The 14,291-nt window shown below is 53.1% G+C and carries 12 protein-coding genes; 4 read left to right on the top strand and 8 right to left on the bottom strand.

All coding sequences use genetic code 11. From position 1 onward, the window contains the following. The first annotated feature begins 203 nt into the window (after nucleotides 1-203). On the top strand, nucleotides 204-1,502 hold the full coding sequence (locus JJB97_RS15040; RefSeq protein ID WP_238714839.1) for an MFS family transporter: 1,299 nt from the start codon (nucleotides 204-206) through the stop codon (nucleotides 1,500-1,502). On the opposite strand, the gene JJB97_RS15035 is transcribed toward JJB97_RS15040, so the two are convergent. From JJB97_RS15035 to trxC, 5 genes are all read right to left on the bottom strand, one after another. Then, nucleotides 1,499-1,828 (bottom strand): YfiM family lipoprotein, encoded by a 330-nt coding sequence (locus JJB97_RS15035; RefSeq protein WP_238714838.1) that lies wholly within the window; start codon nucleotides 1,826-1,828, stop codon nucleotides 1,499-1,501. The genes JJB97_RS15040 and JJB97_RS15035 overlap by 4 nt on opposite strands. Before the next feature lie 197 nt (nucleotides 1,829-2,025). Further along, the gene (gene pssA, locus JJB97_RS15030) at nucleotides 2,026-3,381 is read right to left on the bottom strand and encodes a CDP-diacylglycerol--serine O-phosphatidyltransferase (protein ID WP_238714840.1); all 1,356 of its coding nucleotides are present in this window, start codon (nucleotides 3,379-3,381) and stop codon (nucleotides 2,026-2,028) included. Nucleotides 3,382-3,491: 110 nt separating this feature from the next. Further along, nucleotides 3,492-6,155, bottom strand: coding sequence for a bifunctional acetate--CoA ligase family protein/GNAT family N-acetyltransferase (locus tag JJB97_RS15025; RefSeq protein ID WP_238714837.1), 2,664 nt, complete (start codon nucleotides 6,153-6,155; stop codon nucleotides 3,492-3,494). A gap of 35 nt (nucleotides 6,156-6,190) precedes the next feature. Then, nucleotides 6,191-6,892: a tRNA-uridine aminocarboxypropyltransferase gene (locus JJB97_RS15020; protein WP_238714836.1), complete on the bottom strand. Its 702-nt coding sequence runs from the start codon at nucleotides 6,890-6,892 to the stop codon at nucleotides 6,191-6,193. 65 nt (nucleotides 6,893-6,957) lie between these two features. Next, a complete protein-coding gene (gene trxC, locus JJB97_RS15015; protein ID WP_238714835.1) occupies nucleotides 6,958-7,377 on the bottom strand; it encodes a thioredoxin TrxC in 420 nt (139 codons plus the stop codon). A gap of 228 nt (nucleotides 7,378-7,605) precedes the next feature. On the opposite strand from trxC, the gene JJB97_RS15010 reads away from it, so the two are divergent. Further along, on the top strand, nucleotides 7,606-8,640 hold the full coding sequence (locus JJB97_RS15010) for a tRNA/rRNA methyltransferase (protein ID WP_238714834.1): 1,035 nt from the start codon (nucleotides 7,606-7,608) through the stop codon (nucleotides 8,638-8,640). A gap of 84 nt (nucleotides 8,641-8,724) precedes the next feature. On the opposite strand, the gene ung is transcribed toward JJB97_RS15010, so the two are convergent. After that, on the bottom strand, nucleotides 8,725-9,414 hold the full coding sequence (gene ung, locus JJB97_RS15005) for a uracil-DNA glycosylase (protein WP_238714833.1): 690 nt from the start codon (nucleotides 9,412-9,414) through the stop codon (nucleotides 8,725-8,727). 313 nt (nucleotides 9,415-9,727) lie between these two features. Between ung and grcA the strand changes: the two genes are divergently transcribed. Next, nucleotides 9,728-10,111 carry an autonomous glycyl radical cofactor GrcA gene (gene grcA / locus JJB97_RS15000; RefSeq protein WP_238714832.1) on the top strand — a complete coding sequence of 128 codons (384 nt, stop codon included), beginning with the start codon at nucleotides 9,728-9,730 and terminating at the stop codon, nucleotides 10,109-10,111. 274 nt (nucleotides 10,112-10,385) lie between these two features. Here the strand turns inward: grcA and srmB are convergent, their stop codons facing one another. Then, on the bottom strand, nucleotides 10,386-11,714 hold the full coding sequence (gene srmB / locus JJB97_RS14995; RefSeq protein ID WP_238714831.1) for an ATP-dependent RNA helicase SrmB: 1,329 nt from the start codon (nucleotides 11,712-11,714) through the stop codon (nucleotides 10,386-10,388). Nucleotides 11,715-11,844: 130 nt separating this feature from the next. On the opposite strand from srmB, the gene trmN reads away from it, so the two are divergent. After that, a complete protein-coding gene (gene trmN, locus JJB97_RS14990) occupies nucleotides 11,845-12,588 on the top strand; it encodes a tRNA(1)(Val) (adenine(37)-N(6))-methyltransferase TrmN (protein ID WP_238714830.1) in 744 nt (247 codons plus the stop codon). Here trmN and nadB read toward each other — a convergent pair. Beyond that, nucleotides 12,567-14,186 carry an L-aspartate oxidase gene (nadB, locus tag JJB97_RS14985; protein WP_238714829.1) on the bottom strand — a complete coding sequence of 540 codons (1,620 nt, stop codon included), beginning with the start codon at nucleotides 14,184-14,186 and terminating at the stop codon, nucleotides 12,567-12,569. The genes trmN and nadB overlap by 22 nt on opposite strands. Between the last annotated feature and the right edge of the window lie 105 nt (nucleotides 14,187-14,291).

Here is a 14,291-nt window from a genome sequence, read left to right as displayed (position 1 = left end):
GGCTATTTCCTGCCGGCTACAGGTTTTGTGTTTTGCAGGCCTTTCTTTTTTGGCCGTTGTTTGTGCAATTACTATTTTCAGCATGCTTCACAAAAACATACCTGTATGGGTATTTAACACTTTCTTTACGCTTCTGCCGGGCGCAATCTGTCATTTTGGCTTAATCAGAATGAATAGATAGGGAAAAACAGGAGACGTTAATAATGACAGAAGCAACCGCCGCCAATCAAACGGAGCTCAACAGCGGTGATACCCGTAAGCGTGTCTGGGCCATTGTAGGCGCCTCTTCCGGTAACCTGGTAGAATGGTTTGATTTTTATGTTTATTCGTTTTGCTCGCTCTACTTTGCGCATATCTTTTTTCCTTCCGGCAATACCACGACTCAGCTTTTACAAACAGCCGGGATCTTTGCAGCGGGATTTTTGATGAGGCCAATTGGCGGCTGGCTGTTTGGTTATATTGCGGATAAGCACGGACGTAAAAATTCAATGCTGATTTCTGTATGTATGATGTGTTTTGGCTCTCTGGTTATCGCCTGTCTTCCCGGCTATGCGGCGATTGGGACCTGGGCTCCTGCCTTGCTGTTATTGGCACGTCTGCTTCAGGGGTTGTCTGTCGGAGGTGAGTATGGCACCAGCGCGACTTATATGAGCGAGGTTGCAGTAGAGGGGCGCAAAGGTTTTTATGCCTCCTTTCAGTATGTTACGCTGATTGGCGGGCAGCTTCTGGCGCTACTTGTTGTGGTTATTCTACAGCATGTGCTGAGTTCTGAAGAGCTTCGGGCATGGGGCTGGCGTATTCCGTTCGCGCTCGGCGCCGTGCTGGCGGTTATCGCGCTGTGGCTGCGTCGTTCGTTGAATGAGACATCGGAAAAAAGTACACGCGCGCTAAAAGAAGCCGGTTCGTTGCGTGGCCTGTGGCGTCATCGCCGCGCTTTCATCATGGTGCTGGGATTTACTGCTGGCGGATCGCTCAGTTTTTATACATTTACGACCTATATGCAGAAATACCTGGTCAATACGGCCGGGATGTCGGCAAACACAGCCAGTATAGTAATGACGGGCGCTTTATTTATTTATATGCTGATACAGCCCTTTTTTGGTGCGTTGTCGGATAGATTTGGCCGCCGTAATTCGATGCTGTGCTTCGGTTTATTCGCTGCTGGCTGTACCGTTCCTGTACTGACAGCGTTGCAAAACGTTACTTCACCCTGGGCGGCATTTAGCCTGGTATTGCTGGCCCTGCTTATTGTCAGCTTTTATACCTCCATCAGCGGTATCCTTAAGGCGGAAATGTTCCCGGCGCAGGTGCGCGCGCTTGGGGTGGGGCTGTCTTATGCGGTGGCGAATGCGTTGTTCGGCGGTTCTGCGGAATATGTGGCGCTGTCGCTAAAATCGCTGGGCTCTGAAAACCTCTTTTTCTGGTATGTTTCCGCAATGGGGGGAGTGGCATTTTTAGTATCATTGATGCTGCACCGTAAGGGAGAAGGCCTGAAGCTTTAATGCCCGGATAGTTGCCAGATGGCGTAGCCGGTGCTGGCTCCGGCTATGTCCCATATAAAATCTTTCCAGCTCCAACCCGTACCGCCCGGGCGGCTGTCCCACCACTCTTTGCCTGCGCCAGCGCTGATTGAAAATATAAATCCAAAGCCAGCGCTTCTGTCGCGGCTCATGCCGTGGCGTTGCCCATATTCATTTCCGGCGGCAGAAAAAATGGCGGAGGCAATAAAATGCTGTGCCTTATCCTGCCCGCTCCAGCTATCCTGCGCTGTGTGCAATGCGGTACAGCCGGTAAGCAACAGGCAAGCGATTAAAAACAGGATACGCATAACACGCTACGCTCCGAAGTGAAAATGGCCCGCATGGGCCATTCAGGTTGCTGATAAAGCGAACAAATGCGGATTGTTGCCCTCTTGTCGATAACAGCCGAAAAACAATTCGTTGAGTTTCCTGAAATATCGGGCTGAAATTGTTTGGACAGGCGTTTGACAACTTGCCTGATGCCCTGGATGCGCAATGTTATTCGTCACAGAATACGGCTAATTAGCCGGTCAATACGGATGCGCCGTAGCCGGCGAATTAATTTGCGTACTTTGATCGGGTAATCGGCAATACTTTGTAAATCACGGTAATGTTGCACAACGGTTGTGTGAGTGCGGATACACGCCAGCTCCTTTTCACGCTGCGCGGAAAGCTGATGTTTTGGATCGTGGATAAGAATGGCGTTTTCTAAATCCAGCCGCCAGGCGCGTGGGTTGAGATTGTTGCCGGTCAGTAACATCCACTCGTTATCAACCCACATCCCCTTCAGGTGATAGCTATTATCGTCATCTTTCCACAGCCGTACTGTAAGCTTGCCGTTGTTAATATAATACTGAAGCCGGCTTAAAAAACGGCGTAAATTTATTTCATAAAGGTACGGTAGGGCGCCGATGATTTTGAAAGGTTGATCTTCAGGTATATAGAAATCATTTGCTGTTTTATCGCCGACGATAATTTCTACCTGTTTACCCTCGCGCAACAGAGCGATGATATTCCTCACCAGCGCCGCAGGCAGGTTGAAATAGGGCGTACAGATGATCAGTTTATGTTCAGCGCAGGGCATGAGATGGTAGATAACTTTATTCAGCGCGCTACCTTTGCCCAATCCGACCAGCGGCGTAACGGACAGCGATTCATTATCAGCATCGCCAGAAAAGTGGTATGTAGCGTCGCGTAAGGTCTGGCGGTAAAAGCGGATATCATTTTTGATTTCCTGGCTTTTAGGGCGCTCCTCACAGTTTAGTGGGTTAACGGCGCGGCCGCTGACAAGAAAATTTTGCACCCAGTTAAACATGATGTCTGCCATGCGCGGGTTGCGGATCAAATGGTAGCGATCGTAGCGATATTTATCGTGCTGATGCAGATAAACGTCATTCAGGCTGGCGCCGCTGTAAAGGACGCTATCGTCAATGATAAATCCTTTGTAATGCAGCACGCCCAGCGCCTCCCGGGTATTTACGGGGATGCCGTAAACAGCGATAGCGACGTCTGGATTTTCCTGCGCCGTACGGCAATACCAGTCAGCATTAGTATTGGCGGGCGCATCGCCGATGCGCCCGCGCTGTGCGCGGTGCCAGTCTACCAGCACGCTTACGTCTAACTCCGGTCGGCGGCGTTTGGCCTCGTAAAGGGCGTTCAGTATAGCCCTGCCGCCGTCGTCCTGCTCAAGATAAAGGGCGATAATACAGATACGACGGGTGGCGCTGGCAATTTGTTTTAGCAGCGTTTTCCGAAAGTCGGCGGGCGCGAAAAAAAATTCTACATCATCAACTGTCTGAGAAAGTTTCGGTAGTTGGGCAAGGTGTTGTTGATGTTTGTTACGTTTGAATTTAGACAACATCACAGTGCTTATCTTCTCTATTCATTAGATGGCCTTCTGTTCCATGACATCGACAGAAGCTGACGATAATACCATTACTACTGGATAATGTCGGTAACATTTCCAGTCGCTTACTCATGGCTGGCCTCTGTTGCCAGCGGCAGCGTCAGGCTGACAATACCGTCTTCAAGTTCAATATCGACGAGAAAGCCCAGTTTTTTCGCCAGCGCAATCATGCCCTGATTGTGTGGCATTGTTATACCGTTTAGCTGTTGTATTCCATGCTGGCGGGTATAGGCAATAAGCTTTTCCATTAACTGACGCCCGAGTCCCAGACCTTTAAGATCCGATCGCACCAGCACGGCAAATTCGGCGTCGATATTATCTGGATCGGATATAGCGCGGGAGACGCCGATGATTTCGTTATTATCCTCCTCACGTCGCACAGCGACAAAAGCCATTTCCCGATCGTAGTCTATCTGCGTCATGTTGGCTAAATCTTCATGAGTGAATTCATTGATCTCATTAAAATAGCGGTAGTAGAGATCTTCTTTTGTCACTCTGCCGATAAAGCGTCGAAGCTGTGGCTCATCTTCGGGCAGAATAGGGCGAAATACGCAGCGCTCGCCGTTTTTCATCAACACCTGCTCCTCCAGATGTTGAGGATAAGGCCGAATCGCAAGCCGGGTATCGGCATCACCGCGATAAGGCTCCAGCGCAAGCGTAACGTCAAGCAGCGTGAAGCTGCTACCGGATACCAATAGTGGATGGATGTCCAGCCGCGTGATTTGCGGGCAATCTACAATAAGGTTTGAAACCTGTACCAGCAATTGGCTCAACCCCGTGATATCCAGAGGTTGTAGCGCGCTATGGCCGCGGATTTTTTGCTGTTTAATGGCCTGAATAACCAGATAACGCGCCAGATTCATATTGAGCGGCGGCAGCGCGGCCGCTGCCTGTTCGTTGGGGCGCCACGTCACACCGCTTTCTCCCAACATAATCAGCGGCCCGAATACCGGATCGTTTTCGACCACTATCCGCAGCTCCTGCGCGCCTGCTCGATTCGCCATCCCCTGGACCAGCAACCCGAAGATGCGCGCCTGTGGCCAGGTGAGTTTGACCCGATCGAGTATGGCGTTGGCCGCCTGCTGCACCTCCTCTGCCGTGCGTAAATACAGCATAACGCCCTGCACTTCGGATTTATGCGGGATATCCGGTGAACGCAGCTTAAGTGCAACAGGGTAGCCAATCTGTTCGGCGATATGGACTGCTTCGGCGCTGTCGCCGGCAATCCATGTTGGTAAAGTTGTCAGGCCGTATGCCTGTAGAATCGGCTGAACTTCATGCGTATCGAGTGTGGTTGCCCCATCCTGTAATGCCTGCTCAATAAGAGTATGGGCGCGAAGAGTATTGGCGCTAAGATTCTGCGGTAGCGTTGGCGTCTCCCGAAGCTGTTTTTGGTTGCGGTGATATTCCACCATATGCATAAAGGCTGTGACAGCGCCCTCCGGCGTGCGGTAGGTTGGCACGCCCGCTTCGCTAAATAGCTGGCGTGCGTCCTGAGAGGAATGTTCGCCGCACCAGTTGGTGAGTAATGTGGCGTATTTGCCGCGTGGGTGGCGCTTAATCAGCGCAATAATTTCCTGAGCGCAAAGGCTGCCAGGCGCCGCTGCGCTGGGGGCGTGTACGAGCATAATGGCATCTTGTTGCGCGGAATCGAGCAGAACTTCAAGCGCCTGCACATAATGTTCTGTTGTGGCATCGTCGCGCAGGTCGAGCGGATTTGCGATATTAACGCCAGGCGGCAATGTGCTGCGCAGATTGCCGAGCGTTACTTCATCAAGCTGCGTTAGCTTTCCGTTGCGCAGATAAAGCTCGTCGAGCGCAAGTGCCGCGGGGGCCGCGCCGTTGCTGATAATTATCAGCCGTTCGCCGCGCAGCGGGCGCATATAGCTTAACGTTTCAACGGCGGAAAAGAGCTCATGCGTGTCCTGCACGCGCAGCAGGCCAGCACGCTGGATGGCGGCGCTCCAGGCGGCGTCAAGGCCAGGGGGGCTTTTCAAAAGCGCCTGCGCCTGTTCGCTGCGCCCGCTTTTAATAACCAGTATCGGTTTGTTGCGCGAAGCGCTGCGGGCAGCGGAGACAAAGCGTCTCGCATTGCTCAACTGTTCGAGGTAGAGCAGGATAGCGCGAGTTTTACTGTCTCTGGCGAGAAAATCCAGCAGTTCATCCACGTCCACGTCCTGGCTATCGCCCAGCGCGATAAACCATGAGAACCCTACCTGACGCTGCTGCGCCCAGTCGAGGATCGTATTTGATACTGCCGCTGACTGGGAGATAAAGGCCAGACGCCCTTTATGGATGGGGACTGGCGAAAAGCTGGCATTCAATCCCTGCCACGGCCCAAGCAGGCCGAGACTATTCGGGCCGAGAATTCGAATCTGCCAGCGAGCGGCGCAGGCGAGCAGCGCGCTGTGCTGTTCCGGTGGGGAGGAGAGAATAATACATGCCCGGCAGCCTTTTTTACCCAACTCTTCCAGTAGCGCCAGGTTGCGGCTGGCGTTGGTGCAGATAACGGCAAGATCGGGCGCAAACGGCAATGCGCTCACTTCCGGCCAGGCCAGTACGCCGCACACCGCTTTATAGGCTGGCGTTACTGGCATTACCGGGCCGGAAAATCCACCGTCGAGCAAGTTGCGCATCATCAGGTAACCGGCCCGATTGGGTTTCATTGATGCTCCCAGTACAGCAATGGTTTTGGGGCGCAGCAGGGCTTCTAACCCTCGTTGGCTCATGATGCTCTCCTTTTATGGACGGCGGATTTTTGATTCTAAATGCTTTTTGTCTCCGCTGTTGTGATGTTGCCCCGGTGATGCGGCTTACCTGCCAGGTAGCGTTCGCGAAATAGTGTGAAATGGGCATGCAGCGCTTGCGCGGCTATGTTATCGCCTGCCAGCGCTAACAGCGCGCTGGCAACTTCGGCGGTACAGTACCAGTTGCTGGCCTGGGCTGCGCGAAGCCGATAGTCGGAAAGGTGCGCAAGGTTGACCGAAATAACCGGCAAACTATCCAGCCAGGGGCTTTTACGAAACATTTTGCGCGCTTCAGTCCAGGTGCCGTCAAGCATAATAAACAGCGGAGGCTTACCGTCTGTCTCCGGAGCGCTGACAACCTTGCGTTCTTCGGCAGTATAAGAGGCAGGAAATACCACCAGCGGCTGGTAGTCGCCGCGGGCAAGCAAGGTGAGCAGTTCGTCAGGAGGGACGGTGCGAGACCAACGGAATGCGAGCGTATCCGGCAGCACGTCAGCAATCAGTCGGCCGGTATTGCTTGGTTTCATTGGCTCGGTGTCATACATCATCAGGCAAAAGCGGCTGCGGGCCGGATGTGGCTGAAGTGTTGCGCACAGGCACTGTTTAAGGGGCAACAGGCAGCGCTGGCAGCGGCGAATGCGGTTGCCGCGGGCCAGAAAAGGGCGCGTGGCGCGTGCCAGACGCTCGTTGCGCAGGCGAAGAACAGCGTTGTCAGTCATGGAGGAAGCGGCAATAAAAAGGCTATTTTCGCAGAGCGGGTAAAGGGGCACAAGGCCCCCGCGAGTTACAGATTCTCATTCAGCCAACTGTCAAACGAGGCTTTAGGCATAGCGCCGTTAAGCATATCGACGATCTGACCATTTTTAAAAATCATAATGGTTGGGATACTGCGAATGCGAAAGCGAGAGCTTAATTCAGGCTCGGCTTCGGTATTGACCTTTACAAAACGCACTTTTCCGCTGCGTTCACTGGCAATATCCTCAAACACTGGCGCGAAGTTGACGCAGGGGCCGCACCACGGCGCCCAGAAATCGACCACGACCGGTAGCGAGTCTTTAAGCAGCGAATCCAGCGTATTGCTGGTGGCATTAATAACATTGCCGTCAAACAGCGCATAGCCGCAGCGTCCGCATTTGGCTGCGTCACTGATACGGTCATCCGGGATCCGGTTAAGTGCCTGGCAGGCTGCACAGACGGTATTCATAGAAAAAACCTCGGGAAATACGTAACGTTGGCGTTGTACTGATTTTGTTTCAATACTGTTGTTTAGTATTGGTCAGCCTGCTAAAACCGGCAATCTGGTTTGTTCGATGAATGTAATAGATTTCTTCTAAATCATTTTTTGCGCGGCTGCGCTGGCGTGAAAGTTAATGGATAAGCGTACAAACATCGGGTAATCTGCGCGCTTCGCGCAGAGCAGTGGAGAGAAGAAATGAGCGACGAATTCAAGGGCAAAAGCGGCAAAGTGAAAGTGATGTATGTTCGCGGTGGTGATGATGACGAACAACGCTCCCGCAACCCGCGCACTGGTAAAGGCGGTGGTAAGCCAAAGGCTGGTGGTGACAAACGTCGCGTCCCGCGCGAAGAGAAACATGCAGATCGCGGCGGCCCGCGCCGCGAGACATCGCCGTGGCGCACTATTTCACGCGCGCCGGGCAATGAAGCGGACGGCGTGCCGGATCACGGCGGCATTAGTGGAAAAAGTTTCATTGATCCGCAGGTGCTTCGTCGTCAGCGTGCCGAAGAAACTCGCGTCTATGGGGAGAATGCCTGCCAGGCGCTGTTTGAACACCGTCCGGAGTCTATTGTCCGGGCCTGGTTTATCCAGAGCGTAACGCCGCGATTTAAAGAAGCATTACGCTGGATGGCCGCAAATCGCAAAGCCTATCATGTCGTGGATGATGCAGAGCTGACCCGTGCGTCTGGCACGGAACATCATGGCGGCGTCTGTTTTCTGATTAAAAAACGTCATGGCGTTACCGTAACGCAGTGGATTGACAAAGGCCTGGCGGAAGATTGCGTGCTGGCGCTGGAAGATATTGGCAATCCGCATAACCTCGGCGGCATTATGCGCAGTTGCGCTCATTTTGGCGTTAAGGGGTTGCTGGTGCAGGATGCGGGTTTACTGGAGTCTGGCGCAGCGGTGCGTACGGCTGCTGGCGGTGCGGAATATGTTCAGGCGATTACCGGCGACGGCTTTGCGGAGGCGTTAAGCCGCTTTCGCGCAGCAGGATACAGCATTGTCACCACATCCAGCCATAAAGGAACGCCGCTGCTTCAGGCGCAGTTACCGGCGAAAATGGTGCTGGTCCTGGGGCAGGAGCAGGATGGCATCAGTGATGCGACATTTGCCGATGCGGACTTACGTATTTCCATTAACGGCACGGGCAATGTTGAAAGCCTTAACGTTTCGGTTGCAACCGGCGTGTTGTTAGCGGAGTGGTGGCGTCAAAACGCCATAAAGTGAGTAAATAAAAACCGCTTCTCAGGAAACAGCTCCCGCGCGCTTTATTGTTTTTCAGCCGAGGGAGCTTTTCTTTTCTGGCGGTTTTTAAGCCATTTCTTCAGGTAGTTTCGGTTGCCAGTCAATTATCTCTTCGCCGCGCTGCGCCAGATAGTCGTTTGTTTTCATAAAGTGGCCGCAGCCAAAAAAGCCGCGGTGCGCCGAGAGCGGCGATGGATGCGGCGCCTGGAGTACGCAATGGCGCTGGCGGTCGATAATGCGTCCTTTCTTTTGCGCGTGTGAGCCCCACAGCAGAAACACGACGCCTTCACGATGTTGATTTATCAGTTCAATGATTTTATCGGTAAACGTTTCCCAGCCAAGGCTTGCATGGGAATGCGCACGTCCAGCTTCTACGGTCAAAACTGTGTTAAGCAGCATCACGCCCTGGCGCGCCCAGCTTTCGAGATAGCCGTGGTTGGGCCGCGTGAACCCGGCTATGCTGTTTTCAAGCTCTTTATACATGTTTTGCAGGGATGGCGGCGGTGAAATACCGGGCAGCACGGAAAAAGAAAGGCCATGCGCCTGACCAGGCCCGTGGTAAGGATCCTGACCCAGAATAACCGCTTTTACGTCTCCTAATTCGGTATAGCGAAAAGCGTTGAAGACATCTTTTTGCGGCGGATAAACCGTAACGCCTGCTGCACGCCGGGCAGCCACGGTTTGCAGCGTTTCGATGAAATAGGGCTGAGTTTTTACTTCTGCCAGCACATCGTGCCAGGTGAGTTTTGCAGTCATCTCGCTCTCCTGCGATTGGTATCGATATAGCTTAACCGCTTCTTTACGCAGCACAAAATTTGATAACGCCGCAGGGCTGTTTTCTCAAATAAAATTGAATATTTACAAAAATAGAGTAGTGCAAGTGAGTTGGCTAAGTTGATGTAAAACAAAATAATGCTTTCATGCCCTTATTTTTGAGGTGCCTTTAATTGATTTAAATCAATGATTTCCGCGCATTGCACTGGTATACAGAACAGCAGAGCAACAAAGGTTTTACCAATTAGCCATGAAATGGCTGATAACGAATAATGAAGCCCATAGGGAGGCACAAATGATTACTGGTATCCAAATTACCAAAGCTGCCAATGATGACCTGTTAAACTCTTTCTGGTTGTTGGATAGCGAAAAAGGCGAAGCGCGTTGCGTCTGTGCAAAAGCGGGATATGCGCAGGATGATATCGTTGCCATCAACAAGCTGGGCCAGATCGAATACCGTGAAGTTCCGATGGAAATAAAACCGGAAGTTCGTGTGGAGGGCGGTCAGCATCTGAATGTGAATGTATTGCGTCGCGAAACGCTGGAAGATGCGGTTAAGCATCCGGAAAAATACCCACAGCTCACTATTCGCGTATCCGGTTATGCCGTACGTTTTAACTCGCTGACGCCAGAGCAGCAGCGTGACGTTATTACACGTACTTTTACAGAAAGCCTGTAATTGTTACCGGCTTAACGCCGCCGGGCCGAACGTCTTCGGCCCGGAAAACAGAAAGCGAATAAGGAAAATCAACGCGTTGATTTTCGGCAGGTAGCCGCAAAGAGAACAAAACTGCGTTTTTGCCCTCTTTATCTGAGCCGCTGGGTTATCCCGTCGGCTTTTTTGTTGCCTGCGGGAAAAACGCTAAATCCTGGCCATGAAGCTGTAGGTAAACGCAGGGCCGCATAGATGCGGCCCGAAAAAAGTCTGAATGATGAATGACGGCGGTATAAGTTTACTCTTCGTTGCTTTGCGGGGGATTGCCGCTGGGCCTGCGGCGTTTGCCGATATTTTTTGTATCGCGATGGCGCTTCTTAACGCGCAGTTTAGCGGTTTCTTTTTCGTTCTTCTTCTCTTTGCGTTTGGCTTTTACTTTTTTTGATGGCTTACCGTTGAGTTTTTCACTCGGCGTCCGCGTAACAGGCCGTAGTTCATCAATAACTCTCGCCTTCAGCGGTTCCTGAATGTAGCGGCCGATTTTGCCAAGCAGAAAATTGTCATGCGCCTCTACCAGAGATATTGCAGTGCCTTTACGGCCGGCGCGGCCAGTACGGCCAATGCGATGCAGATAAATATCGGCGGTACGCGGCAGGTCGAAATTAAATACGTGGGTCACGTCGGGTATATCAATGCCGCGCGCCGCTACGTCAGTCGCAACAAGCACGCTGACGCGGCCTTCGGTAAGACGCCTGATGGCTTCGTTACGTTTAGCCTGCACCATTTCGCCTTCCAGCCAGCAGGATTGAATACCTGCCGTTTGCAGCCATTCCACCAGTTCATGCACGCGTTCGCGCTTACGAACGAAAACTATCGCACGTCGGGTTTCTTCCTGTCTGAGCAAATGCGCCAGCAGCGCCGTTTTGTGTTCAATATTGTCGGCGCGGTAATACCATTGATTAATTTTTTTACGTTCGCGTACCGATGGCATGGCGGAAACTTCTGCGGGTTCGTTCAGTAACCGGCGTGAAAAGTCTGTTATCGCTTCGCCTTCCAGCGTGGCGGAAAACAGCATTGTCTGGTTACGCCAGCGGGTTTCGCCTGAAATATGTTCAATATCCTGCGCAAACCCCATATCGAGCATACGGTCGGCTTCATCAAGTATCAGCATTTCAACTGCGCGGCAGTCAAAGTTTTCTTCTTTGATGTATTGCAGCAGGCGACCGGTGGTAGCAACCACTATGTCCTGATTTTCGCTGAATATTTCGGCGTGATTCATATAAGCGACGCCACCGGTTATGGTGGCGATATCCAGGCGTGTGTTTGCTGCCAGCTCCCGGGCATGATCGGCGACCTGCATAGCCAGTTCACGGGTCGGCGTAAGTATCAGCACACGCGGAGGGCCTGATTTTTTTCTGGGGAAATCAAGCAGATGTTGAATAGCTGGCAGCAGGTAGGCTGCGGTTTTACCGGTACCCGTGGGCGCAGAGCCAAGAATGTCGCGTCCGTCCAGCGCGGGCGGGATAGCCGCCGCCTGTATTGCAGTAGGACGGGTGAAGCCTTTTGCTTCCAGCGCATCCAGCAGGCTTTCGTCTAATTCGAGTGCGGAAAAGGTGGTTACGGTCATGGTCTACCTCTGTGTGGGGCGCCGATTATAGACGTTCTGTTCGTGATGTTCATCTCTTTCCGTTATTTGGCGCTTTTCGATAGCTATGCTTTCACCTATGCTACTGCGATCTTTTCTCCGGGTATGGATTATGTCAGAGCGTAAAGCTGTTCTTCCCCGCAATGGATTTACCTTTAAACGGTTCTTTGTCGCTCACGATCGTTGTGCAATGAAAGTGGGTACCGACAGTATTTTGCTTGGCGCATGGGCGCCGGTAGCGGGCGTACAACGGGTGTTGGATATCGGCACTGGCTGCGGGCTGGTGGCGCTGATGCTGGCGCAGCGCACTGGTGAGCAAACGCAGATTGATGCCGTGGAGCTGGACGCGCAGGCCGCAGAGCAGGCGCGTGTAAACGCCGAGGCTTCGCCCTGGTCGCAGCGCGTATCCGTTTATCATGCCGATATTCGGGAATGGGCGGCGCGGCAGACGATGCGCTATCAGCTTATCGTTAGCAATCCGCCCTACTATCCGCCAGGCGTTGCCTGCGCCAGCAAGCAGCGTGAGCAGGCGCGCTACACCACTACGTTAGATCATGCTGCGTTGCTGTCCTGTGCGGCACAGCTTATTACCGAAGAAGGTTTTTTCTGCCTGGTGTTACCGGAGCAGACCGGTCAGCAGTTTATTGCTATGGCGGCCGGACAAGGCTGGCACTGCCGCTTTCGTACTGATGTGGCGGACAACGATATGCGTCCGCCGCACCGTGTGTTGCTCGGTTTCTCGCCGCAGCCTGGGGAATGTTTCACCGAGCGCCTGGCTATCCGTAGCGGCGATCGTGAATATTCTGAAGCCTGGCGGGGATTGACCCAGGATTTCTATCTGTTTATGTCCCCGTAAGGCGCCAGAATCGTAGGTGTTGCAGCGCTGCTTTGGTTAGGGTAATCAAGCGTGAAGTGTAGCCCACGGCTTTCTTTACGTGCCAGCGCGCATTGCGCCATGAGATGTGCAACCTGCGCCATATTACGCAATTCCAGGAGTTCGCCGCAAAGGCGAACGCAGGCAGCGTATTCCTCTAACTGCTGTTGTAGCTCTGTTATGTGGCGTTGTGCGTGTTCCAGTTTTTTTGTTGTGCGCACTATGCCGACATTTTCCCACATTATCTGCTGTAACTCCTGGCGAAGGAGAGCAAAGTCCTGTTGCGCGTGCGCGTTATCGGCGGAGCCGATAGTGCAGTCAGGGAGCGTTTGCGTTGTGCAGAACGCTGGCTGTTGTGCCAGTATGTCCTCAGCGGCAGCCCAGCCGTAAACTAAACATTCCAGCAGAGAATTTGATGCCATGCGGTTGGCGCCGTGTAATCCGGTATAGCTGACCTCGCCAATAGCCCACAGGCGGTCAACGTCAGTGCGTCCGCGTTGGTCAACCAGCACGCCGCCGCAGGTGTAGTGCGCAGCCGGAACAATCGGAATGCGATCGCAGGTGAGATCCAGCCCGACCCCGGCCAGTTTCTGGCAGATGGTTGGAAAATGTTGCCGAATAAATGTCGCGGGTTTATGGCTGATATCAAGATACATACAGGCGGCGTTGAGGCGCTTCATTTCGCTGTTGATAGCGCGCGTTACGATATCGCGGGGCGCCAGCTCGGCGCGTGAATCTGTTTCAGGCATAAAACGGCTACCGTCCGGGCGCACCAGCCATGCGCCTTCGCCACGCAGCGCTTCAGTGAGCAAAAAACTACTTGCCTGGGGATGATAAAGCGCGGTGGGGTGGAACTGATTAAATTCGAGATTGGCGATGCGGCAGCCTGCGCGCCAGGCCATTGCGATACCGTCGCCTGTGGCGGTAACCGGGTTGGTGGTGTAGCGGTATACTTGCGCAGCGCCGCCGGTTGCCAGAACGACGCTTTGCGCGCGGCAGGCTGACACCTGGCCGCTATTTTTATCCCAAACCCACGCGCCAGCCGCACGACGGGAACCTGTAATCTCTTGTGGATCTGAGAGAATAATATCAATGGCGTATTGGTTTTCGGCTATCTGAATATTGGGATGGCGTAATGCTTCACTGGTTAACGTGGTTGCCACGGCTTTTCCGGTGGCGTCCGCCGCATGCAGTATGCGGCGATGGCTATGGCCGCCTTCGCGAGTCAGGTGATAACCGCCCGTACCCGCCATATCGCTGCTGCGGTCAAAGGCCACGCCGCGATCGATAAGCCACTGTAAACAGTGTCGCGCATTGCTGGCGATGAAACGCGCGGCTTGCGGATCGCACAGCCCTGCGCCGGCAATAAGCGTATCTTCTACGTGGGCATCGATACTATCAAGCTCGTCAAAAACGGCGGCAATACCGCCCTGAGCATAATAAGTGGCCCCTTCGCTGACCGGTCCTTTGCTCAATACGACGACCCGATAGCGCTCCGCCAGACGTAGCGCCAGCGAAAGGCCCGCCGCGCCGCTACCAATAATGAGCACGTCACAGGAAAGTTCGCTTATCTTCTTCATGATTTGTTTTATTTGCTAAACGGATTTGCCAAGATTATCAGAAAATCAGCGTTAAAAAAGCGTGGGTTTCCATTTTTTTGTTGTAAATACTAAACATGCTGCGTG

The sequence above is a fragment of the Tenebrionibacter intestinalis genome, assembly GCF_016632365.1.
Classification (GTDB): Bacteria; Pseudomonadota; Gammaproteobacteria; order Enterobacterales; family Enterobacteriaceae; genus Tenebrionibacter; species Tenebrionibacter intestinalis.
The sequence above is the reverse complement of the archived record's forward strand: the minus strand, read 5'-3'. Positions and strand labels throughout refer to the sequence as shown.